At 65.4% G+C, this 21,173-nt stretch carries 21 protein-coding genes; 15 read left to right on the top strand and 6 right to left on the bottom strand.

Translation table 11 applies throughout. The annotated features are described in order from the left end of the window. Positions 1-182: 182 nt before the first annotated feature. Positions 183-605, top strand: a complete 423-nt coding sequence (gene dksA / locus AC1D34_RS00815) for an RNA polymerase-binding protein DksA (protein WP_113513504.1) — start codon at positions 183-185, stop codon at positions 603-605. 238 nt (positions 606-843) lie between these two features. Here dksA and flgH read toward each other — a convergent pair whose 3' ends face one another. The 4 genes from flgH to flgF are packed head-to-tail and all read right to left on the bottom strand — an operon-like array spanning position 844 to position 4,236. After that, positions 844-1,596 (bottom strand): flagellar basal body L-ring protein FlgH, encoded by a 753-nt coding sequence (gene flgH / locus AC1D34_RS00810; RefSeq protein ID WP_441491486.1) that lies wholly within the window; start codon positions 1,594-1,596, stop codon positions 844-846. 23 nt (positions 1,597-1,619) lie between these two features. Then, positions 1,620-2,669 carry a flagellar basal body P-ring formation chaperone FlgA gene (flgA, locus tag AC1D34_RS00805; RefSeq protein WP_476775886.1) on the bottom strand — a complete coding sequence of 350 codons (1,050 nt, stop codon included), beginning with the start codon at positions 2,667-2,669 and terminating at the stop codon, positions 1,620-1,622. A gap of 11 nt (positions 2,670-2,680) precedes the next feature. Beyond that, the gene (gene flgG, locus AC1D34_RS00800; protein WP_069879979.1) at positions 2,681-3,472 is read right to left on the bottom strand and encodes a flagellar basal-body rod protein FlgG; all 792 of its coding nucleotides are present in this window, start codon (positions 3,470-3,472) and stop codon (positions 2,681-2,683) included. A gap of 20 nt (positions 3,473-3,492) precedes the next feature. Beyond that, positions 3,493-4,236: a flagellar basal-body rod protein FlgF gene (gene flgF, locus AC1D34_RS00795; protein ID WP_476823236.1), complete on the bottom strand. Its 744-nt coding sequence runs from the start codon at positions 4,234-4,236 to the stop codon at positions 3,493-3,495. 292 nt (positions 4,237-4,528) lie between these two features. On the opposite strand from flgF, the gene fliL reads away from it, so the two are divergent. The 5 genes from fliL to AC1D34_RS00770 all read left to right on the top strand — a co-directional run bounded on the left by fliL (position 4,529) and on the right by AC1D34_RS00770 (position 11,066). Further along, positions 4,529-5,038, top strand: a complete 510-nt coding sequence (gene fliL / locus AC1D34_RS00790) for a flagellar basal body-associated protein FliL (protein WP_476823235.1) — start codon at positions 4,529-4,531, stop codon at positions 5,036-5,038. 39 nt (positions 5,039-5,077) lie between these two features. Beyond that, entirely contained in the window at positions 5,078-6,214 is a 1,137-nt protein-coding gene (gene fliM / locus AC1D34_RS00785; RefSeq protein ID WP_476823234.1) for a flagellar motor switch protein FliM, read from the top strand. 17 nt (positions 6,215-6,231) lie between these two features. Then, positions 6,232-6,690 (top strand): DUF6468 domain-containing protein, encoded by a 459-nt coding sequence (locus AC1D34_RS00780; RefSeq protein WP_441491489.1) that lies wholly within the window; start codon positions 6,232-6,234, stop codon positions 6,688-6,690. Then, positions 6,687-7,520 carry a MotE family protein gene (locus AC1D34_RS00775; RefSeq protein ID WP_476775885.1) on the top strand — a complete coding sequence of 278 codons (834 nt, stop codon included), beginning with the start codon at positions 6,687-6,689 and terminating at the stop codon, positions 7,518-7,520. Before AC1D34_RS00780 ends, AC1D34_RS00775 begins: the two co-directional genes overlap by 4 nt. 114 nt (positions 7,521-7,634) lie before the next feature. Further along, the gene (locus tag AC1D34_RS00770; RefSeq protein WP_476823233.1) at positions 7,635-11,066 is read left to right on the top strand and encodes a hypothetical protein; all 3,432 of its coding nucleotides are present in this window, start codon (positions 7,635-7,637) and stop codon (positions 11,064-11,066) included. Between the two features lie 3 nt (positions 11,067-11,069). On the opposite strand, the gene fliP is transcribed toward AC1D34_RS00770, so the two are convergent. Together fliP and AC1D34_RS00760 are read right to left on the bottom strand one after the other, a co-directional pair. Continuing rightward, positions 11,070-11,771: a flagellar type III secretion system pore protein FliP gene (gene fliP / locus AC1D34_RS00765; RefSeq protein ID WP_476823240.1), complete on the bottom strand. Its 702-nt coding sequence runs from the start codon at positions 11,769-11,771 to the stop codon at positions 11,070-11,072. 197 nt (positions 11,772-11,968) lie between these two features. Continuing rightward, on the bottom strand, positions 11,969-13,279 hold the full coding sequence (locus AC1D34_RS00760; RefSeq protein ID WP_476823232.1) for a hypothetical protein: 1,311 nt from the start codon (positions 13,277-13,279) through the stop codon (positions 11,969-11,971). A gap of 258 nt (positions 13,280-13,537) precedes the next feature. Between AC1D34_RS00760 and flgB the strand changes: the two genes are divergently transcribed. The 9 genes from flgB (at position 13,538) to recA (ending at position 21,161) form a co-directional block, all read left to right on the top strand. Next, positions 13,538-13,939, top strand: coding sequence for a flagellar basal body rod protein FlgB (gene flgB, locus AC1D34_RS00755; protein WP_441491493.1), 402 nt, complete (start codon positions 13,538-13,540; stop codon positions 13,937-13,939). A gap of 27 nt (positions 13,940-13,966) precedes the next feature. Next, positions 13,967-14,377 carry a flagellar basal body rod protein FlgC gene (gene flgC / locus AC1D34_RS00750; RefSeq protein ID WP_043237671.1) on the top strand — a complete coding sequence of 137 codons (411 nt, stop codon included), beginning with the start codon at positions 13,967-13,969 and terminating at the stop codon, positions 14,375-14,377. 29 nt (positions 14,378-14,406) lie between these two features. After that, positions 14,407-14,733 (top strand): flagellar hook-basal body complex protein FliE, encoded by a 327-nt coding sequence (gene fliE / locus AC1D34_RS00745; RefSeq protein ID WP_441506233.1) that lies wholly within the window; start codon positions 14,407-14,409, stop codon positions 14,731-14,733. A 26-nt stretch (positions 14,734-14,759) separates the two neighbouring features. Beyond that, positions 14,760-15,026, top strand: a complete 267-nt coding sequence (fliQ, locus tag AC1D34_RS00740) for a flagellar biosynthesis protein FliQ (RefSeq protein WP_069879968.1) — start codon at positions 14,760-14,762, stop codon at positions 15,024-15,026. A 74-nt stretch (positions 15,027-15,100) separates the two neighbouring features. Beyond that, positions 15,101-15,859 carry a flagellar biosynthetic protein FliR gene (gene fliR, locus AC1D34_RS00735; protein ID WP_069882615.1) on the top strand — a complete coding sequence of 253 codons (759 nt, stop codon included), beginning with the start codon at positions 15,101-15,103 and terminating at the stop codon, positions 15,857-15,859. A gap of 9 nt (positions 15,860-15,868) precedes the next feature. Next, positions 15,869-16,936 (top strand): flagellar biosynthesis protein FlhB, encoded by a 1,068-nt coding sequence (flhB, locus tag AC1D34_RS00730; RefSeq protein ID WP_441491496.1) that lies wholly within the window; start codon positions 15,869-15,871, stop codon positions 16,934-16,936. Between the two features lie 57 nt (positions 16,937-16,993). Then, positions 16,994-19,513 (top strand): cell cycle histidine kinase CckA, encoded by a 2,520-nt coding sequence (cckA, locus tag AC1D34_RS00725; protein WP_476823231.1) that lies wholly within the window; start codon positions 16,994-16,996, stop codon positions 19,511-19,513. A 57-nt stretch (positions 19,514-19,570) separates the two neighbouring features. After that, complete coding sequence (locus AC1D34_RS00720; protein WP_441491498.1) at positions 19,571-20,050, top strand: hypothetical protein; 480 nt, start codon at positions 19,571-19,573, stop codon at positions 20,048-20,050. Between the two features lie 127 nt (positions 20,051-20,177). Next, positions 20,178-21,161, top strand: a complete 984-nt coding sequence (recA, locus tag AC1D34_RS00715) for a recombinase RecA (RefSeq protein WP_476823230.1) — start codon at positions 20,178-20,180, stop codon at positions 21,159-21,161. Positions 21,162-21,173: the final 12 nt, after the last annotated feature.

Raw genomic sequence — 21,173 nt, 5'->3', positions numbered from 1 at the left:
GCAAAGATGCCCGGAGAACGACGGATTTCATTTTTATGACAACGACTTCGCGAGATTGGTTGAAACTGCATCGATCGCGATTGTTACTGTCTCTCTCCCTCGCTATAAGGGCGCCAAATCGGCGGCCCGACTAAGGCAGAGTCGGTAGGCACGCCGGAAACAGACACTCAGAGAGCGCGCCTATGTCGAAACAGATCATCCTGGACGCCGACTACCGACCCTCCGACTCCGAACCCTTCATGAACGAGCGTCAGCGCGAATATTTTCGCAGCAAGCTGCTCGCCTGGAAGGAGGAGATCCTCAAGGAAGCCAAGGAGACGCTGGTCACCTTGCAGAGCGAAAGCGAGAATCACCCCGATATCGCCGATCGCGCCTCATCCGAGACCGATCGCGCGATCGAGCTGCGCGCTCGCGACCGTCAACGTAAGCTGATCGCCAAGATCGAAGCTGCGATCGCACGGATCGACGAGGGCAACTACGGCTATTGCGAGGAGACCGGCGAGCCGATCTCGCTCAAGCGCCTCGAGGCCCGGCCGATCGCAACCCTTTCGCTGGAGGCGCAGGAGCGTCACGAGCGCAACGAACGTGTTTTCCGCGACGACTGAACCTTTTCCGCCATCCACAGTCTGAAGAGAGCCTTTCGCCGCCGGCGAAAGGCTTTTTTGTTGGAATGGAGGAAACCCCGCGCGGGAGGCGCGGGGTTTCACTGGATGCCAGCCATAAAAGCTGGGGGAGCGTGGCTGGCATCCAGGACATGGGCTTGCCTCGGGAGGAAGCAGCCCGCCGGCCAGGGAGGGAAAGGCGGGGAGCGTACCTCGCCTGGCCGGGTTTCTCGAAGGGCCGTCAGAAGGGCAGCAGGATATCCATGACCTGCTGGCCGTAGCGCGGCTGCTGGACATCGGTGATCTGACCGCGGCCTCCGTAGGCGATACGCGCCTGGGCAATCTTGCTGGAATCGATCGTGTTGTCGGATTCGATGTCCTCGGGCCGGATCACACCGGCGACGATCAGCTCGCGCACCTCGAAATTGACCCGGATCTCCTGCTTGCCTTCGATAACGAGATTGCCGTTCGGCAGGGTCTGGGTCACCACGGCAGCGACATTGGTGGCAAGCTGCTCGGCGCGGCGGACCGAGCCCGAGCCTTCACTCGACCCCTCGGAATCGAGCTTGAGCAGTTCGCCTGCGCTGGAGCCGTCCGGCAGGAACTTGTCGAGCTTGTTCTCGAACCCCATGATCCTCGCTGCGCCGAAATCCTCGCCGTTCTTGCGGCTGCGCTTGGTGGTGTTGTCGAGCTGGGCCCGGTCGGTGACCTTGACCTTGACCGTGACGAGGTCCCCGACCATGCGGGCGCGCTGGTCCTTGAAGAAGGCGCGCGAGCCTGTGCGCCACAGCGAGTTCGGCGCGAAGGAGGCATGTTCGACTGCCGGCATCGGCATCTGCACGGGCTTGTAGCCCTTCACCGCGGTCGGATCCTCGATCGGCGAGAGCGCTGGTGCCTGGCCAACATTGGCGAGCCGGTCGGCAGCGCCGCAGGCGCCGAGCGCGAGACCGAGCGCAAGGATGCTCGAGAACCTGAGAAGCTTGGCCTGGGACATGATGATATTCCGCATCTTCGTGACTACTGCGCGTTGGCGACGCGGCCAATACCGGCCGATTTGACCGTGATCCGGCCGGGACCGCTGACCGTGCCCTGCAACACACGCTTGGATTGGGGATTGGTGACGCTGACGACATCGCCCTTCGCGCCAGCCTCTCCGGCGCGCCCACGCATGGTGAGAAGCAGGCCCGGCGCCTCGTAGACGATGGTGACGAGATCGCCGCGGCCGACGATCTCCTCGCGCTGCACATCGCCATTGCGCAGTGGCATTCCGGCCATCAGCGCACGTCGCGCAACCTTGTCGACCGCTCCCTTCATCTCGGCGATCAGCTCCCCCCCCTGGCCTTCACGCGGGCGCCGCTCGACAATCACGTCTGCGGCGGTCAGCGTCTCGCCGCGGGCAATCGCGCGGAGCGGAACCACGACTTCCGTCGTTTCGACCAGATGCCCCGAGATCCGCACCGGCTTCAGGCGCAGCGCGGCGCTACCGGGCACCGTCAGCAAAGCCTGGAGGCGACGCGACCGGGCGTCATAGCTCAGATCGACCACCGTCATGGCGCCCGTCAGTTCGGGCTCGACCGCAATCGAAGGCGTGCCCCCGTCCACGGCCAGCGCAAAGATGCGGCTATCGACACCGAAGCGTTCCAGCAGCCCGGTCTTCACCGCACCCTCGACATCGGAGGCCATGACGCGGCGAGCCGCGCGGGTAACGACGACCTGCGCGATGCCCTGGCTGTCGATATCGCTGGCCTCGCGGATGACGCCGCCATTTTTCGCGGCTTCGATGATGCGTGCGGCCTGGATCGTGCCGGTCTCGCCGAGCACCGGCGCCCGAAAGGCCGGCATGGCGGCGTCCTGCGGGGAAAGGCCGGCGATCAGATCGCCGAAGGTGACGAGGTCGCGCGACAGCGTGAGTTCGTTGCGCAACTGCATCCGGCGAAGGGCCGGGGCCGGATGCGCCTTTTCCGCCGGCAAGGCGGCCGTCGCGACAGACGCGGCCTGGTGCGGCTGAGCCGCCAGCGCAGATCCAGCGAAGAGCAGGGAAACAAGAAGGCTGGAGGAGCGGATCATGAGCATGGTCCTCACCCTCGGAACATCTGGGTCGTCGCCGACAGCATCTGGTCGGCGGCGGTGATGACCTTGGAATTCATTTCATAGGCACGCTGGGCCGAGATCAGCGACGACAGCTCGATGACGGCCTGCACATTGCCTTCTTCGAGCGAATACTGCTGGAGCGTGCCGAACCCCTCCGCCCCGCCGACGCCATCGATCGCCTGGCCCGAGGCAGCCGTCTCGATGAAGAGGTTGTCGCCGAGCGACTCAAGTCCGACCTTGTTGATGAAGCGGGCAAGTTGGATCTGCCCGATCTGCTGTGGCGCGGTCTGGCCGGGGAGCCTGACTTCGACCGTGCCCTGCGCGTTGATGCTGACGCTGGTCGCGTTGTTCGGGATCGTGATGCCCGGCTCGACCTGATAGCCGTCGCGGGTGACGAGTTGCCCCTGCGAGTCGAGATCGAACGAGCCGTCGCGGGAATAGGCGGTCCGTCCATCCGGCATGCGGATACGGAAGAAGCCCTCGCCCTTGACCGCGAGATCGTATTCCTTCTCGGTCGACGTCATGTTGCCCTGCGTCATCACGCGACCGGTCGAAACCGTCTTGACGCCCGAGCCGATGAAGGTCCCCGCCGGCACCTGCGTGTTCTGATCGGAGGTGGCGGAACCGGCCCGACGAAAGTTCTCGTAGAGGAGATCCTGAAAGTGGACGCGCTGGCGCTTGTAGCCAGTGGTGCGCACGTTGGCGATGTTGTTGGAGATGACCTGAACGTTGAGTTCCTGGGCCATCATGCCGGTCGCGGCGGTCTGAAGGGCGCGCATTGTGCTGGCTCCTTTTCCTGTCAGGCCTGCTGGTCAGCGAGGCGCGAGATCGCCCGGCTGCGCAATTCGTCGGATTTCGACATCAGGTTCGCCATGCTCTGGTAGGAGCGCTGGACCTCCATCAGCCGCGTCATCTCGATCACCGCCTTGACATTGGATGTCTCGGCCGCGCCGGGCTCGAGGCGGGCCAGTGGCCCGGCCGGCTGAGCCGGAGCGGTCGAAGCGAAGAGATTGGTGCCGTCGCTGCTCAATGCAGCCGGATTGGCGAAACGCACCTGGCGGAGCTTGCCGCGCGTGCCGAGATTGGTCGACACAGTGCCGTCCGTAGCGATGCTGGCGCCGGTTTCGGTATCGCCGAACTGGATCGGGCCGCCCTCTCCCAGGACCGACTGGCCACCCTGGGTGACGAGCTGGCCGCGGCCATTGATGGAGAGCGAACCGGCGCGCGTATAGCGCTCGCCCTGCGGGGTCTGCACCACGAGGAAATTGTCGCCGCGCAACGCCACATCGAGCGGATTGCCGGTGCGCTCGATCACGCCCTGAGACAGATCGACCGGCGTGCCCTTGTCGATGACATAGGAGAGCTTGCGGTCAGGCGCCTTGAAGCCCTCGGCACTCGCCTGGGGCATGAGAAACTCATTGAAGCGCGCCGAACGCGCCTTGAAGCCGTTCGTGCCGACATTCGCCACGTTATTGGCGATAACATCCAGCTCACGCGCCAGAGCCATCTGGCGCGACAGGCCGACGAGAAGCATGTTCTCCACGGCGGTAACTCCCGATCATGTCCCGCGAAAGCCTCGACGCTCCCCAGCGCAGCCTTCGCAGATCAGTCACCGCAACCCCCGTGCCAACGTGGTTAACTGATATCATCGCTTTGAAATATAAGAGATATTATTCAACCCGGACTGCGCCACCCGCTCGGCAACAGCGTGTCGACGGGCAGAAACGAACCGGCAAAAACTGCCGTCCTTAACGAGACGTTAACCCTGTTTCGGCAGATTTGCAGGAGTGAGCCGCCCAGAATGGAGCCGCGCTCCGGTACCCGGGCAGACAGGTATGGCCAAGAAGACCAAGAGCAGCGACGACGAGGCCGCAGACGGCGCCGGCGCGCCGAAGGCGGGCAAGAAGAAGCTCGTGATGATCGTCAGTGGCGTTGTGCTGCTGGCCGCTCTCGGTGGCGGTGGCTGGTTTTTCCTGAAGAAGCCTTCACCAGAGCAGCTTGCGGCAGCGGAAGCGGCCAAGAACGTCAAGAAGCCGGCAACCTTCGTCGAAATGAAGGACATGATGATCGGCATTTCAAGCGGCGGCCAGCAGGACCGCCAGCCGATCATGAAGATCAAGGTCGTGCTCGAGATCGCGGATGCCAAGGCCTCCGAGGAGATCAAGCCGCTGCTGCCGCGTGTCGAGGATGCCTTTCAGGTCTTCATGCGCGAGCTGCGCCCCGCCGATCTCGACGGCTCCGCCGGAATTTACCGGCTGAAGGAAGAGCTTCTGCGTCGCGTGAACGTCACCGTCTATCCGGCCAAGGTCGAAGCGGTGCTGTTCAAGGAACTGCTGGTCCAGTGAGCCGGCCTCTCCGATCCCTGACCATCAGCCGAGCGTCCCATGGCCGATAGCGAACTCGAACAGACCGGCGGCCTTCCCAAGGACCAGCCTCTGACGCCGGAGAACATGGCGGCGGAATGGGCCACCATGCCGGACACCGTCGAGGAGGAAGGCGAGGCCGAAGGCGGTACCGACCGCCTGATGAGCCAAGACGAAATCGACACGATGCTCGGTTTCTCGGCTGGAGACGACAAGGACAGTCGCAACGGCATCCAGGCGATCGTCGAATCCGGCTCGGTATCCTATGAACGCCTGCCGATGCTCGAAATCATCTTCGAGCGTCTGGTTCGGCTGCTCTCGACCAGCTTGCGCAACTTCTTCACCGACAACGTCGAGGTGTCCCTCGAGAGCATCCGCTCCGTGCGCTTCGGCGACTACATCAACTCGATCTCTCTGCCCGCCATGCTCTCGGTCTTCAAGGCAGAGGAATGGGACAATTTCGGCCTGATCACGATCGAGTCCTCCCTGATCTACTCGGTGCTGGACACGATGCTCGGCGGCAAGCGCGGGCAGCCTGCCCCGCGGGTCGACGGGCGTCCCTTCACGTCGATCGAATTCAATCTGCTGAAGCGGGTGATCGCGCTCGTCCTGAGCGATGCCGAAGCGGCATTCCAGCCGCTCTCGCCGGTGAATTTCAAGGTCGACCGGATCGAGTCCAATCCGCGCTTCGTCTCGATCTCGCGCCCGGCCAACGCAGCGATCCGGGTCGAACTGCGCTTCGACATGGAGGGGCGCGGCGGCTCGCTGCACATCCTCCTGCCCTATGCGACGATCGAGCCGATCCGTGAACTGCTCCTCGAGAGCTTCATGGGTGAGAAGCTCGGCCGCGACCCGATCTKGGAAAACCACCTCGCAACCGAGGTCTGGCAGACTGACGTCGCGGTGAAATGCGTGCTCCACGAAACCCAGATGCCATTGAAGCGCGTGATGAAGCTCGAGATCGGCGACACGCTGATGTTCGACGCGCGCCCGGATTCAGTGGTTTCGCTGCGCTGCGGGGACTTCATGGTCAGCGAAGGTCGCATCGGGCGCGTCGACGACAAGATCGCCGTCCAGGTCGTCAGCCCGCTACGCCGCTCCAAGACCACGATCGCAGCCTTCGACAGCGCCACAAGCCATCTCGGCTCGCCGATCTGACGCCCGGGGACAACGCCATGACGATTACCCTCATCGCCGATGCGCTGGTCGCCAGCCTCCTCGTCGCCACCATCATCACCTGCTATGTCCTGTCCAAGCGAATCGAGCGGCTCAAGGCGGATGAAGGCGCGATGCGACAGACCATCGGCGCCCTGATCTCCGCCACCGACACGGCCGAGCGCGCCATCGCCGGCCTGAAACTGACGCTCGGCGACTGCGACCGGACGCTGGCCGAGAGACTGCGTACGGCCGAGCGTTATGCCGCCGATCTCGCGGCCCAGGTCGAGGCCGGTCAGGACGTCATGGAACGCATCGCCCAGATCGTCAGCGCCGCCACGCTGGTTGCGCCCAAGGCCGCAGATGCTGTGCCCGAGGTTGCCGAAGAACCGACCGTCTCGCGCCTGACGAATGCCGCGCACGCCGCCGCCGCGATCCGGGCCCGCGCCGCCAAGCGGCTGGAAGGTCAGGCGGCGTGATCGAGAGGCCCCGCCTCATCCCGGCAGTGATCCTCGGCGCCATGGGCCTCCTGGCGCTGAAGCTGATCGCCTGGACGTCGGAGCCTTATCCCGCCAAGGGGCCTGCCAGCGCGCAGGCGCTTGCGAAGACCCAGCCCGCCGCACAGCCTCTCAAGACGGAACCCGAAGTCTGGGGCCTCGCCAAGGTCATAGCCCGCGCACACGCTCCCGATACGTTCCTCGATCCCGAAACCACCGGCACGATCGAGAAGCCCAAGGCCAAGCCGGAGGAAGAGGCGAAGGCCGAGGCTGCACGCGCGGCCAACCCGAACAACAAGGCCGATGTCCTCAATGGCACCGCCAGGACCACCTCGCCTGCCGAGCGCGCGATACTGGAGCGACTCGGCGAGCGGCGCGAGGAGATCGAGGCGCGCATGCGCGAATTGGAGATGCGCGAGCGCCTGCTCGACACGGCAGAGAAGAAACTCGACGGCCGCGTCGGTGACCTGAAGCAGCTCGAGGACAAGGTCGACGGCCCCAAGGCCAAACAGGCCGAGGAAGAGAGCAAGGCGATCAAGAACCTCGTCATCATGTACGAGACCATGAAGCCGAAGGACGCCGCAAAGGTCTTCGACCGTCTGAACCTCAGCGTGCTGGTTCCCGTGGTCCAGCAGATGAATCCGCGCAAAATGTCGGATGTGCTCGCTGCAATGTCACCGGATGCTGCGGAGAAGCTGACCGTTGCCTTGGCTACCCCGGCGCGCGCGCCCAGCCTCCCGCGTCTTGCCGCCGAATCAGCGCCCCTGTCGGGCAACGAGCTGCCCGCCGTCGCGCTGCCGCAGCGACGCTGACCCTCGCGCGTCCTTAACCCGCCATTATCCTTGACGCCTTACCGTCGATAGCGCTCGGGCTGCCGTCTTGCGGTCGTGCCGGGCACTGGTGTCGCGTTGCGTGAGTGTACCGGTTTGCGTTTCCCGCGTTCTCTTGCCTTTGGTGTCGGACTGGCCGCGCTTGGCGTTGCCGCCAGCCTGTCCATGCCCGCGCTTGGGGCAACGGCGACCTTGCAGGGTGCCGCCATGCCGCCCGGCTTCGGGCGCCTGTCGCTGACGTTCGACGAGCCGATGCCAGTGCGCGTCAGGGTCGCCAATGGCGTCCTGGTCGTTGCCTTCGGCGGCCCCGTGAAGATCGACGTCAACAAGATCGCCAAGGAACTCCCGGACTATGTCTCGATCGCGCGGATCGACCCTGATGGCCGCGGCATGCGCTTTGCTCTCGCTCGCCCCTACAAGGCGAACCTGATCGAGGCCGGCGACAAGGCCTTCATCGACCTGCTGCCGGAGACCTGGAAGGGCGTGATGCCCGGCCCTCCGCCCGAGGTCATCGCCGCTTTGGCCGAGCGTGTCCGGTTGGCGGAGGCCCGCGCTCGCGAGATCGACCGCCGCCCACCAACTGCCCCCAAGCCTCTCCTGCTGACCAGCGCCAAGCTGCCGACACTCGAGCGCCTGATCTTCCAGGCGCCCTCCGACACCAAGCTGGCGCATGAGCTTGTCGACGGCACGCTCAGGCTCACCTTCGACCAATCGCTCACGGTGGAGCCCTCCGCGATCCGGTCGGCCCTGCCGGAACGGGTCGGGCTCGTCGCGACCGAGACCGGTGCGGAGAATACCCAGCTCGACCTTTCCCTGCCCAAGGACTGGCAGGCTCGCAGCTTCCGCGACGACGACCGCCTCGTCGTCGATCTGCTGCCGCCGKCCAAGGCCGGCGTGCTCAGCCTGACCGGCCTCCCGGCGAGTGCCGCCGATCAGCCGGACAAGCCGCCCGCCCCTGCCGTCAAGCCGGCAGCTGCACGCGAGGCACCGGCACCACAGCAAGCTGCTCCAGTCGCCAAGCCAGCCGCAGAGCCTGCCACGCCGGCCATCGACCCGACGCCTCAGCTCGTGAAGATCCAGTCATCGGCGGGCCCGGATGGCAGCCGCATCGATTTCCGCTTCCCGCGCCCGACCGGGGCTGCGGCCTTCGTCGATGCCGGCCTGGTGACTCTCGTCTTCGACACCCGCGACACGATCGACCCCGCGAGCTTTCGGCAGATGCTTCCGGAGCTGATCGAGGAAGCCGTTGTCACGCGCGAAGGCAAGGCCACGCTGGTCCGGCTGCGCCTGTCCAACCAGCAGTTGGTGCGCTTCAGCGATGACGGCACCGGCTGGACGCTCGGCTTCGGTGAGCAGGCAGGCAAGCCGACGAACCCTGTCGCCCCTGCACGCACGGTCGATGAGCGCGGCCAGACGATCCTCGCCATTCCCCTGCCCGGCATGACCGGCGTGCACTGGATCGAGGGCGGGACCGCGGGCATGCCCATGGCCATCGCAACCGCGCTGGGACCAACGCGGGCGGTGACCAAGCCCTATCGCTTCGTCGAGTTCGGGTTGATGCAGACCGCCCATGGCCTCGCCATCATGCCGCGCTCCGACGACATCGTCGTCCGCGCCGGCACCGAGCAAGCGCTGATCGGGCGCGCAGGCGGCCTGACCGTCACCCTCGATATTCCGCAGAGCGAGGAAGACAAGACGACGACGCCGGTCGCGGCGCCCCCGCCCCTGCTGAACCCGGAGCTCTGGGCGAAGCTGCGCGTTGCAGCTGTCCGTGAACGAGCGCGTGACCTGCTGCGCGATGTCGCCGACGCCTCGCGCAGCCGCAAATCCGAAGCACGCCTGGCTCTCGCCCGCTTCTATGCCGCAAACGAGTTGATGCCGGAGGCCGCGGGGCCTCTCCAGGCGATGCTGGCCGACGATGCCGCCATGCGCGGCAATCGCGAGGCTCTGTTCCTGAAGGGTGTGATCGCGGCGAAGATGCACCGTAACCCCGAGGCTCTCGCTTCCTTCGAGGCCGGCCCGCTCAAGGACGATGCCGAGGCGGGGCTCTGGCGCGCATTGATCGAACAGAGGCTGGGGCGCCAGGCCCAGGCGCTTGCCGGCTTCCGGCGCGCCGAGGCGACGCTCGACGGCTACCCGGATGATCTGCAGGTGCAGTTCCGCCCGGCGATGGCGCGCGCAGCCATGGCCATGCAGGATATGACGACGGCCGAGCGCCAGATCGAGCGGCTCTCGGAATTGCCGCGCGATCTTGTGGACAAGGAGGAGCTCGCACTCCTTCGCGCCATGCTCGATGATGTCAGCGGTCGCCCAGAGGCCGCGCTGAACGGCTACAAGCCGCTATTCGAGGCCGCCAGCAGGCCAGTGGCAGCGGAGGCGCAACTGCGTGCCATCCGGCTGGTGCAGACCGAGAAACGCCAGGACATTTCGCCCGATGAGGCGACCCGCAGGCTCGAGACGGTGTCGATCATCTGGCGCGGCGGCGAGATCGAGATCGAGGCTTTGTCCGAGCTCGGCCGACTCTATACCGCGCAGCACCGTTGGCGTGACGCCTTCCAGATCGCGCGCCGCGCCAACAACAACTACCCCGACAATCCGCTGACGCGCCGCCTTCACGATGAAACGGCCCAGCGCTTCGCCGAAATCTTTAGCAATCGCGACGCAGCGCAGGAACAATTGCCGCGCATCGAAGCGCTGGCCCTGTTCTACGACTTCAAGGAATTCCTGCCGATCGGCCGGCGCGGCGACGAAATCGCCCGCCTTCTCGCCGACCGGCTGGTGGAACTCGACCTGCTCGACCAGGCGAGCGAGATTCTGCGCTATCAGATGCAGGCCCGCCTGACCGGCGCCGCGCGGTCGACGATGGCTGCACGCCTTGCGATGATCGCGCTGATGAACGGCAAGCCAGCCGAGGCGCTGCAAGCGATCTCCTCGACGCGGCTGATCGAACTGCCGGGAGACGTCAAGCGGGCGCGGCTCCTGCTCGAGGCGAAGGCCCTCTCCGATCTCTCGCGCACCGACCAGGCGCTCGAGATGCTCGAAATCGAGCGCGGTCCGGAAGTCGACCGGCTGCGCTCGGATATCTACTGGACGGGCCGCCGCTGGCGCGACGCTGGCGAAGCGCATGAACGCATTCTGGGCGAAAGCTGGCGCGGCAACGCGCCGCTGAACGAGCGTGAGCGCGCCGACGTGATGCGCGCCGCCGTCTCCTATGTGATGTCGAACGAAGCTCTGGCGCTCGACCGGCTGCGCACGAAATTCGCCGCCAAGATGGCCGAGAGCACGGATGCTCGCACCTTCGCCTTCGCGACCGGGGCCAACCGGGCCAATGCCGCCGATATCCGCGAGATGGCGCGCGCCGTTTCCGGTGCCGACAACCTGTCGGAGTTCATGAGGGCCTATCGCGAGCGCTATCCGGCCTATTCAAGCGCGGTGCGCAGCCGGCCCAAAGCCGAGCCCGAACAGGCAGCACCACCCAGCTCGACCGGCGCCGAGGCGAGCCCGGGCGCAGCGCCAGGCCGCGGTTGACCGCTACGTTCCGTAACTCTTGATCAGCGATCCCGTGACGAGGCCCCAGCCGTCCACGAGGACGAAGAAGATCAGCTTGAACGGCAGCGCGACCGTCACCGGCGGCAACATCATCATGCCGACGGACATCAGGATCGAGGCCACGACGAGATCGATGATCAGGAATGGCACGAACAGCAGGAAGCCGATTTCAAACGCCCGGCGCAGCTCCGAGATCATGAATGCCGGCACAAGAATCTGGATCTGGATATCTTCCGGCTGCGTCGGGCGGGGCTCCCGCGACATCTCGAYGAACAGCATCAGGTCCTTCTCACGGACATGCTTGAGCATGAACGCCTTGAAGGGCACGACGCCGCGATTATAGGCCTCCTGGGGCTGGATCTGCCCGGCAACCAGCGGCTCGACCGAGACGCGATAGGCCTCTCGCAATGTCGGCGCCATCACGAAGCCGGTGAGGAACAGCGCCAGCCCGACGATCACGGCGTTGGGCGGCGCGGTCTGCGTGCCGATGGCCGAGCGCAGCAGGGACAGCACGACCGCGATCCGCGTGAACGACGTCACCATGATCAGAATAGACGGCGCCAGGGAGAGCACCGTGATGACGGCGATAAGTTGCAGCGCCCGTTCGGCGACGCCCCCACCCTGCCCGAGATCAAGCGAAAGCGTTTGCGCCCGAGCCGGCTCGCAGAGCGCAAGCGCGACCACCGCGCCGGCACAAGCGACGCGGCAACCGCGACGCCATCTCGCATCCGTCAGGGTCAGGATCACGCAAAGCCGCCATCAAAGCCCGACTCAACCGATCGGACGAGACGACGCTAGGGCGCCCATGTCCGCCAGGGCAACCAAGCCGGCGGCATCAGGATCGTCGCAGCCCGACAATCCTGTTGATCACGCCCGTCCGGTCAGGACTTCGACTTCGGATCACGTCCCAGCAGTCGCGCGAACTCGGCTTCGATCGCATCGACCGAGAACGGATCGATCTGAATGGGCTTCTCCTCCGGCTTCGATTCGGCCTTCGGCTCCTCGGCGGCGGGAACAGAGGACGGCTCGGGCGTTGGCTCGACCTCGGCCTCGGACTCGGCGATCTCCGCCTCGGCCTCCGTATCGGCCTCGTCCTCGCTGACCTCCAGAGCGTCGTCCTCGTCCCTTGCCGAAAGCCTCTCCCCATGCTCCGCCGGTGTCGGTTCGGGATGCATGACCGGTGCGGGCTCAGGCAGCTTGGCGGCTTCGGGAGGCTCGCGGAAGGGAGCGGGCTTCGGTTCGACGGCGGGCACCGGTGGCGTCACCACGTCCGAGGGCTTGGGCTTCAGGCCCAGGGCCATTTCGAGTTCGGCAGCGACATCGGGCGGCACGCCGACGGGCCGCCCGAAGACCGGCGGAGGGGCAGTCGGAACCGGAGCGAGAACCGGCGCGGCTGCTGCGGGCTTCGGCTCTTCAGGCTTGACCGGCGCAGGCGGCGTCACCGGCAGAACGACGTCCGGAACCGGGGTCGCCGGCGCCTGGGACGACCGGACAGCCGAATGCGGACGCTTCAGCGCCTCCTCGAGCTGACGGGCCATATCGTCAAGCTCATCGGAACTCACGCTTGGCGCGGGAGCCTGATTGCGCCCGAAATTCGGAGCCTGTGAGGCCACAATCGCAGCTCCTGCCGCGAGACCGGCCATGCCAGCCGCTGCAGCGCCTGCCGGTGCCACAGCCGGTTCGACGCGCGAAACAGGCCCAGGGGTACGATGCGGCAGCGGCGGCAGGCGATCCGGCTGCGGGGCGGCCGGCTGCGGCGGCGGAGAGGCGCGACGCGTTTCCTCCTGCAGATCGGCGCGAAGAGCCTCGAAACCGAGCGCCGGGTCGATCGCCAGAGGGCGTTCAAAGACCGGGGCCTCGGCCTGCGCCGGTACCGCAATCCGTCCGCCGCTGCTGCCGCGCACGATATTGGTCTCGACCACCACGTCGGACGCGCCGCCGATCATCACCAGATGCTCGACATTGTCGCGCCGGATCAGCACGAGCTGGCGCTGCCGGTCGAGGTCATGGATATCGACCACCCCGAGGCGCGGTTGCCGGGCGCGGCCACCGCCCTGCCCTCCTATCCTGAGTCGCCCGCCGGTGATGCGCCGCAGCAGGAAGGCGAAGAGCGCCACCAGAATCAGGACGATAGCGAATGCAATGATCCAGCGGAGGCCGGTCGAGAGTTCGAAGCCAAACAACGTCTGCAAGGTTTGCCTCATGTGCGACGGCGACAGCCCTTGGCGGACCGCAATTCCACCCAAGGTTCAACACGTTGGCTATAGCATAACGCCCGCAATTTCGGGAAACAGGGTTAGCACTTGGTTAATTTGGTTCACCGGATTCGTGAATCTTAACGCGAAATTAACCAAGCACCCGGCAATAATTTCCCAGTGGATCGACTGTCAGGACGGAATCGCTCCGCGGCTCCGATCACGGCCATCCCCTGAGAAAACGGGACAAACTCCATGTCTGGCAATGCCTTAGGCGCTGGCGGAAACCTGATGCAGGCGTTGAAGACGCGTATGCACTGGCACCAGTCCCGGCAAAAAGTGCTGTCCGAGAATGTCGCCAACGCCGACAGCCCCGGATTCCGCCCGATGGATCTCAAGGCGCCGGCCATCGGCACGGCTTCGTCCGGCGTCTCGCTGGCCCAGACCTCTGCCGGCCATATGGGCCCCTCCGGACAACGCAATGGATTCGATACCGCCAAGGCACCCCGCTTCGAGGTCACTCCCAACGGCAACGGCGTCAATCTCGAGGACGAGATGATGAAGGTGGCCCAGAACCAGTCCGACTATCAGCTCGCCGCCTCGCTCTACAGCAAGGGCCTCGGACTGATGAAGATCGCGATCGGTAAGGGCCGCTAAGGCAGCGGACGCAGGAGCAGCAGCCTCATGGATCTTCTCAAGAGCATCGCGGTGGCGACATCGGGCCTGCGCAGCCAGTCCGGCCGCATGCGGATCATCGCCGAGAACCTGGCCAACGCCGATTCGGGACCGGATCGCGCCGGCGTCGATCCCTACCGCCGCAAGATTCCGACGTTCCAGCGGCGGGTCGACCGTGAGCTCGAAGCCCAGGTCGTCGATCTCGGCCGCGTCCAGCGTGACCAAAGCGCCTTCCGGACGAAATTCGAGCCCGGCAACCCCGCAGCCGACGCCACCGGCAATGTCAGCATGCCGAACGTGAACTCGCTGGTCGAGACCATGGACATGCGCGAGGCACAGCGCAGCTACGAGGCCAATCTCAACCTGATCTCCTCCACGCGCCGGATGATCCAGCGCACCATCGACATCCTGCGCGTCTGATCGGCGCCAGCGGAACGGAACCTCGCACCATGGCCACATCCAGCTTCGCCGCCGGCGCTTACGCCTCGACGCAGGGTCTCGGCGCCGGCAACCTGATGCGCAAGCCGCTCGGTGCGGCCGCCGGCGCCAGCGCGGGCATGCCGGATTTCTCCTCGCTGATCGGCAAGGCGCTGGAAGCAACCGCCGATGCCGGCCGCAAGAGCGACATCCAGACCGCAAGCGTGGCCGCCGGCCGCTCCGATATCGTCGATGTCGTCACGGCCGTCGCGGAAAGCGAGGCCGCGATCGAAACGCTGGTTGCGGTTCGCGACCGCGTGATTGCAGCGTATGAGGAAATCATGCGGATGCCGGTCTGATTCCCGGCTCGATCAGGACGCAAACCATGACCTCAGGCGCCATCCTCGACGTCGCGCGCGACGGCATCGTCGTCTTCCTCAAGGCCGGCGGCCCGCTGATGATGGTCGCGCTCGGGGTCGGCCTCGCCGTCTCGCTCGTCCAGGCCCTGACGCAGATTCAGGAGCAGACCCTGATCTTCGTCCCCAAGATCGTTGCGGTCTTTGCCGCCATGATGCTGTTTCTGCCGTTCATGGGCGATGCGCTTGCAGGCTATATGGGGCGGGTCGCCGTCCGAATCGCCACGGGCGAATGAACCTTACGCTGCCGCGACCGGCTCTGGGGCTGCCGCAGTGGCGTCCCGAGTGGCGCARGGGCCCAGCCGGCACGATGCAGATCGCGATCCTGCCCGAGATCGGCGCGCTCTTCGTGCTCGTCTTCGCGCGTGTCGGCACCCTCGTGATGCTGATGCCCGGCATCGGCGAACGCTTCATCTTCTCACGCGCGCGTCTGTCGCTGGCCTTCTTCATCGCATTGATGATCGTCCCCATGGCGCGCACGATCATCACCCCGCCCGGCGACATGCCTGCGCTGGTCGGCCTTCTCATCAGCGAACTCCTGATCGGACTGACCATCGGGCTCAGCGTGCGCCTTGTGATGGCCTGCCTGCAGAGCGCCGGCGCGATCGTGGCCCAGACCATGGGCCTGGGTTTCGCGATGACGGTCGATCCGACCGGAGGCATGCAGAACCCGTCGATCGGCAACTTTCTGACGATGCTCGGCATCACGCTGATCCTGGTCACCGACCTCCATCACGTCGCCATCGCGGCGATTCATGAAAGCTATCGGCTCCTGCCGCCTGGCGGCTTTCCGGATGTCGGAGACATGATGACCCTGGCGATCCGTGCGGCGACGCAGGGCTTCGCCCTCGCCGTTCAGATTTCCGCGCCCTTCATCGTCTTCGGTCTGCTCTTCAATCTCGGGCTCGGCGTGCTGGCGCGGATGATGCCGCAGCTTCAGGTCTTCTTCCTCGCCGTGCCGGCCTCGATCCTCGGCGGCATGCTCGTGCTGCTCGCCGTCGTCGGCGTGATGATGGGCGTCTTCCTCGAGGATCTCGGCAACTTCCTTCGCCAGTTCACCGGCAACTGAGGAGCGGCGATGTCAGAGGACGCCGACAACGAGGACAGGACAGAAGACCCGACCCAGCGAAAGCTGGACCAGGCGATCGAGAAGGGCGACATCGCCCGCTCGCAGGAGATCGGCACCTTCTTCGTCCTTTGCGGTTTCACACTGGCGCTGCTGGTCGGAGCCGGCTGGTCGGCGAGCAGTGCGGCGCTTTCCCTGCGCTCCTTCCTGATGAACGCGCATCAGGTGCCTTCCAGCGGCGAGGCCTTCTTCAACGTCACCAAGCAGGGCGTGATGACGGGCTTCATGGCGCTCGGCCTGCCCTTCGCCTTCATCCTCTGCGCCGGGCTTGCCGGTGCGCTGATCCAGCACAAGCCGCTCTGGACCTTCGAGCCGCTGATGCCGAAATTCAGCCGGATCTCGCTGATGGCTGGGGCCAAGCGGATCTTTGGCAAGGAGGCCTGGGTCAATTTCGCCAAGGGCCTCGCCAAGATCCTGCTGATCGGCACCGCCGTCGGCCTGACGCTCTGGAAGGAGCACGACCGGCTCGAGAGCTTCGCGCAGATGAGTGTCGCCGCGATGCTGCCGGCGACGCTGTCGCTGACGATCAAGCTGATGGCGAGCGTGCTCGCGCTCTTTGCAGTGATCGCGATCGGCGACTTCGTCTATCAGCGCTTCAGCTGGTACCAGCGTCAGCGCATGACCAAGCAGGAGCTCAAGGAGGAGTTCAAGAACTCCGAAGGTAATCCCGAGGTCAAGGCGAAGCTGCGGCAGATCCGCGCGCAGCGGGTCAGGAAACGCATGATGGCCGCGGTGCCCAAGGCGACCGTGATCATCACCAACCCGACCCACTTCGCCGTCGCGCTGCAATACGAGCAGGGCATGGGCGCCCCGCTCTGCCTCGCCAAGGGCGTCGACGCGCTTGCCCTGAAGATCCGCGAGGTCGCGGGGGAGCATCGCGTGCCGATCGTCGAGAACCCGCCGCTGGCCCGCGCGCTCTATGCGACGGTCGATATCGACGAAGAAATTCCTGTCGAACACTATCAGGCCGTCGCCGAAGTCATCGGTTACGTCTTGCGCCTGAAGGGTAGGCGCGCCTAACTCGCAATCTGCGCGACCTGCGCGCTAAGCCCCTCGCTGGCGGCGAGGAGGCGTGAAATGGGACGGACCAGCCGCATGAGCGGAACCACGGCGACAACCGCGATCGATCGCTCCGACAAGCCAGGCCGTATCGGCCTGATCCTGCTTGTCGCCGGCTTGCTCGTCGGAGCCGCGATCGCGCTCGGCTTCATCGCCAATGAATGGGCGCAGCCGCTGATCCTGGGCCTGCTGGCCCTGCTTTCAGTGATCGGTGTCTTCGGCCTCTTTGCCTTTTCTATTGGCCTTGTTCAATTTTCGGGCCGCGCAGCGCGCAATGACCTGACCAAAGCCATCGTCGACAGCGCCGATGACGGCGTCGTCGTCACCGAGGGCGAGAACCGCATCGTCTACGCCAACGAAACCTATCTGGCGCTCGCCGGAGCCCGCGGAGCCAGCGACATCAAGCCGGTCGAACGCCTGTTTACCGGCCGCCCGGAGGTCTCGGAAGCGATCTACCGTTTGGCGACCGCCGCGCGCGAAGGCCGCCGGCTGGCGGAGGAAGTCCGGCTCGAGCCCGCCCTCAACGGTCGCGACACGGTCGGTTGGTATCGAATCCGGGTATCCCCCGTGCGCCGCGAGGGCAAGGCCGCCATGCTCTGGAGCGTCTCGGACGTGACGCCCGAGCGTGAGCGTCAGGAGAACGCCTTCCAGGAACTCCAGCACGCGATCGACTATCTCGATCACGCACCGGCCGGCTTCCTCTCCATCGACGCCGATGGCGAAGTGCCCTATCTCAATGCCACGCTCTCGGGCTGGCTCGACTATGACCTCGCCCGCTTCGGCTCGGGCGGACTGCATCTCGACGACATCGCAACCTCGAACGCGGCTGCCCTGATCCAGGCCATTCGCGGGCAGCCCGGCGATGTCCGCGTCGAGGTCCTCGATGTCGATCTGCGCCGGCGCAATGGCACGACCCTGCCGGTCAGGCTGCATCATCAGGTTGCCTTCGGCAGCGACAGCCGCGCTGGCCCCTCACGCACGCTCGTGCTCAACCGGACGACCGGCGAAGCCGGGTCCGACGGACGCAGCGATGCCGAAGTGCGCTTTGCCCGCTTTTTCCACTCGACGCCGATGGCGATCGCGACCGTCGACCGCAACGGCGCGATCCTGCGCTCCAACGCCGCCTTCACCAGGCTGACGCAGCAGGGCCGCCAGCCCGCGACGATCCAGGATCTCGTCGCGCCGGGCAGCCTCGACGAGGCGCTCGCAGCGACCATGGCCGGCAGCAGCGACATCGCCCCGCTCGATGCCAATCTCTCGGGCGAGGACGGACGTTCGGCCAAACTCTATCTCTCTCCGGTCGCAGCGACCGAGGACAGCGATGGTGAGCGCGCCATCGTCTATGCGCTGGAGACCACCTCCGAGCGCAAGCTCAAGGACAATATCGACCAGGCCCAGAAGATGCAGGCTGTCGGCCAGCTCGCCGGCGGCATCGCGCACGATTTCAACAACGTGCTCCAGGTCATCATCAACGCGTCCGAGTTCCTGCTCGCCAGCCACAAGCCGACCGACCCGTCCTTCCCGGACATCATGCAGATCAAGCAGAACGCCTACCGGGCGGCCTCGCTGGTCCGGCAGTTGCTCGCCTTCTCGCGCCGCCAGACGCTGCGCCCGCAGGTGCTCGAGCTCGGCGACGTGCTCTCCGATCTCTCGTTGATGCTGAAGCGCGTCGTCGCCGACAAGGTCTCGCTCGACATTCGCCAGGGCCGCGACCTCTGGTCGGTCAAGGCCGATCTCGGTCAGCTCGAACAGGTCATCGTCAATCTCGCGGTCAATGCGCGCGATGCCATGCAGGACGGCGGCAAGCTGCAGGTCCGCACGCGCAACGTCGCAGCGGAAGAATGCGCCGGGTTCGGCCATCAGGCCCTGCCCACMGCGGACTATGTCATGCTCGAAGTCGAAGACAGCGGCACCGGCATCCCGGCCGAACATCTCGACAAGATCTTCGAGCCCTTCTTCACCACCAAGGAGGTCGGAAAGGGCACGGGGCTCGGCCTTTCCATGGTCTATGGCATCGTCAAGCAGACCGGTGGCTTCGTCTTCGTCGATTCGACCCTCGGCAAGGGCACGACCTTCCGCATCTTCCTGCCTCGTCACGTGCCGACGGAAGAGGAGATCGCCGCCGACAACGCTGCCAAGGAAGCGCCCAAGAAGGTCGCAGCCGATCATACCGGCGCCGGCGTCATCCTGCTGGTCGAAGACGAGGACGCGGTGCGTGCGCTCAATGCCCGCATGCTGATCTCGCGCGGCTATACCGTGCACGAAGCGGCCTCGGGCGTGGAGGCGCTCGATATCTTCCTCAAGCATGACGGCAAGATCGACCTCGTCGTCTCCGACGTGGTCATGCCCGAGATGGACGGCCCGACCCTGCTTGGCGAGCTACGTCAGCGCAACCCGGCCACCAAGGTCGTCTTCGTCTCCGGCTACGCGGAGGAGGCCTTCCGCAAGAACCTGCCGGAAGGCGAGCAGTTCCACTTCCTGCCCAAGCCTTTCACGATGAAGCAGCTGGTCGAGACAGTGAAGGCCGCGATGAGCTGAGGCGCGAGGCCGCGCAGGTAGCGAGGCGCGGCGTCCACGAACGATGCGGGCAGCGCGATGTCGGACGGGAACTCACGCAGATACCTGATCCTGCTTCTCGCCCAGACCCTGTGTGCGATCGTCGTGCTCGCCAATGTGCGGGGCATTTTCCTCCTGCTGATCGACAATATCGGAACGATCATGACTGCCACTCGCGGCAGCGCGTTGCAGACCGCGCTCGCGGTCCTGATCGGCCAGGCCTGCTACTGGTGGCGCCTGCGTCATGTGACCATCCCCGCCACCTATGGCGGCCTGGTGATCGGCCACTTCGTCTCCTTCGCAGCCCGGATCGGCTTCATCTTCGGCGGCGCTCTGTTCTCGCTCTATTATCTCCGGCACGTCCCGGAGCTCGATCTTGGCTATCTCGATCTGAGCTGGCGCGGGGCGCTCCTCATCGCCGTCATCTTCGCGCTCTACTGCTACACCCTGGAGCTGGAGCGGCTCGGCAACGCGATGCAGATCCGGGCCATGCAAGCGAAGGGCGACAGCCGGGCTTGAACAGCTCTGCAGGGAGGCGATGAATGAGAACAAAAAAAGAACTTGAAGACAGGAACAAACCGTGACCATATTTGCTCACGGCGCACATTGAGAAGTGATCGCGCCCCTGCCATAAGGAGCGCACGTTGTGAATCAGGCAAATCTCCGGCTCGTGGAAGGCTCTTCGATGGACAAGGCTAAGGCGCTCGATGCGGCGCTCTCGCAGATCGAACGGGCTTTCGGCAAGGGCTCGATCATGCGCCTGGGCAAGAACCAGCAGGCGATCGAGATCGAGACCATCTCGACCGGCTCGCTCGGGCTCGATATCGCGCTCGGCGTCGGCGGGCTCCCCAGGGGCCGCGTCATCGAGATCTACGGACCTGAATCCTCCGGCAAGACCACGCTTGCGCTCCACACTATTGCCGAAGCCCAGAAGAAGGGCGGCGTTTGCGCCTTCGTCGATGCCGAGCACGCGCTCGATCCGGTCTATGCCCGCAAGCTCGGCGTCAATCTCGACGACCTCCTGATCTCGCAGCCCGATACCGGCGAGCAGGCGCTCGAGATCACCGACACCCTGGTTCGCTCCGGCGCCATCGACGTGCTGGTGGTCGACTCCGTTGCGGCCCTTACGCCCCGCGCCGAGATCGAAGGCGAGATGGGCGATGTCCAGCCCGGCCTCCAGGCGCGCCTGATGAGCCAGGCCTTGCGCAAGCTCACCGCGTCGATCTCGCGTTCGAACTGCATGGTCATCTTCATCAACCAGATCCGCATGAAGATCGGCGTGATGTATGGCTCGCCCGAGACCACGACCGGCGGCAATGCCCTGAAATTCTACGCCTCCGTGCGCCTCGACATTCGCCGCGTCTCGACGCTGAAGGAGCGCGACGAGGCCACCGGCAACCAGGTCCGCGTCAAGGTCGTCAAGAACAAGGTGGCGCCGCCCTTCAAGCAGGTCGAGTTCGACATCATGTTCGGCGAGGGCATCTCGAAGGTCGGCGAACTAATCGACCTCGGCGTCAAGGCCGGGATGGTCGAGAAGGCTGGAGCGGGCGGCCCTGGGGGGCCGCCCGTTTCTTTTATGCGCCAAGGCCTTGTCACGGGAATTCTGGACAGGTGCAAAGCCGCTGACTAGAACCGATCCCAA

Source organism: Allobosea sp. P1_A7 (genome assembly GCF_056406775.1).
The sequence above is the reverse complement of the archived record's forward strand: the minus strand, read 5'-3'. Positions and strand labels throughout refer to the sequence as shown.

What these genes read in the sequence shown, in the direction of transcription:
- flgB (WP_441491493.1), top strand. Translation starts at nt 13,538, where the DNA reads ATGTCTGGCAATGCCTTAGGCGCTGGCGGAAACCTGATGCAGGCGTTG.
- flgG (WP_069879979.1), bottom strand. Translation starts at nt 3,472, where the DNA reads ATGCGCGCCCTTCAGACCGCCGCGACCGGCATGATGGCCCAGGAACTC.
- flhB (WP_441491496.1), top strand. Translation starts at nt 15,869, where the DNA reads ATGTCAGAGGACGCCGACAACGAGGACAGGACAGAAGACCCGACCCAG.
- dksA (WP_113513504.1), top strand. Translation starts at nt 183, where the DNA reads ATGTCGAAACAGATCATCCTGGACGCCGACTACCGACCCTCCGACTCC.
- fliQ (WP_069879968.1), top strand. Translation starts at nt 14,760, where the DNA reads ATGACCTCAGGCGCCATCCTCGACGTCGCGCGCGACGGCATCGTCGTC.
- AC1D34_RS00780 (WP_441491489.1), top strand. Translation starts at nt 6,232, where the DNA reads ATGACGATTACCCTCATCGCCGATGCGCTGGTCGCCAGCCTCCTCGTC.
- fliE (WP_441506233.1), top strand. Translation starts at nt 14,407, where the DNA reads ATGGCCACATCCAGCTTCGCCGCCGGCGCTTACGCCTCGACGCAGGGT.
- fliL (WP_476823235.1), top strand. Translation starts at nt 4,529, where the DNA reads ATGGCCAAGAAGACCAAGAGCAGCGACGACGAGGCCGCAGACGGCGCC.
- flgA (WP_476775886.1), bottom strand. Translation starts at nt 2,669, where the DNA reads ATGATCCGCTCCTCCAGCCTTCTTGTTTCCCTGCTCTTCGCTGGATCT.
- flgC (WP_043237671.1), top strand. Translation starts at nt 13,967, where the DNA reads ATGGATCTTCTCAAGAGCATCGCGGTGGCGACATCGGGCCTGCGCAGC.
- AC1D34_RS00720 (WP_441491498.1), top strand. Translation starts at nt 19,571, where the DNA reads ATGTCGGACGGGAACTCACGCAGATACCTGATCCTGCTTCTCGCCCAG.
- flgH (WP_441491486.1), bottom strand. Translation starts at nt 1,596, where the DNA reads ATGTCCCAGGCCAAGCTTCTCAGGTTCTCGAGCATCCTTGCGCTCGGT.
- fliR (WP_069882615.1), top strand. Translation starts at nt 15,101, where the DNA reads ATGCAGATCGCGATCCTGCCCGAGATCGGCGCGCTCTTCGTGCTCGTC.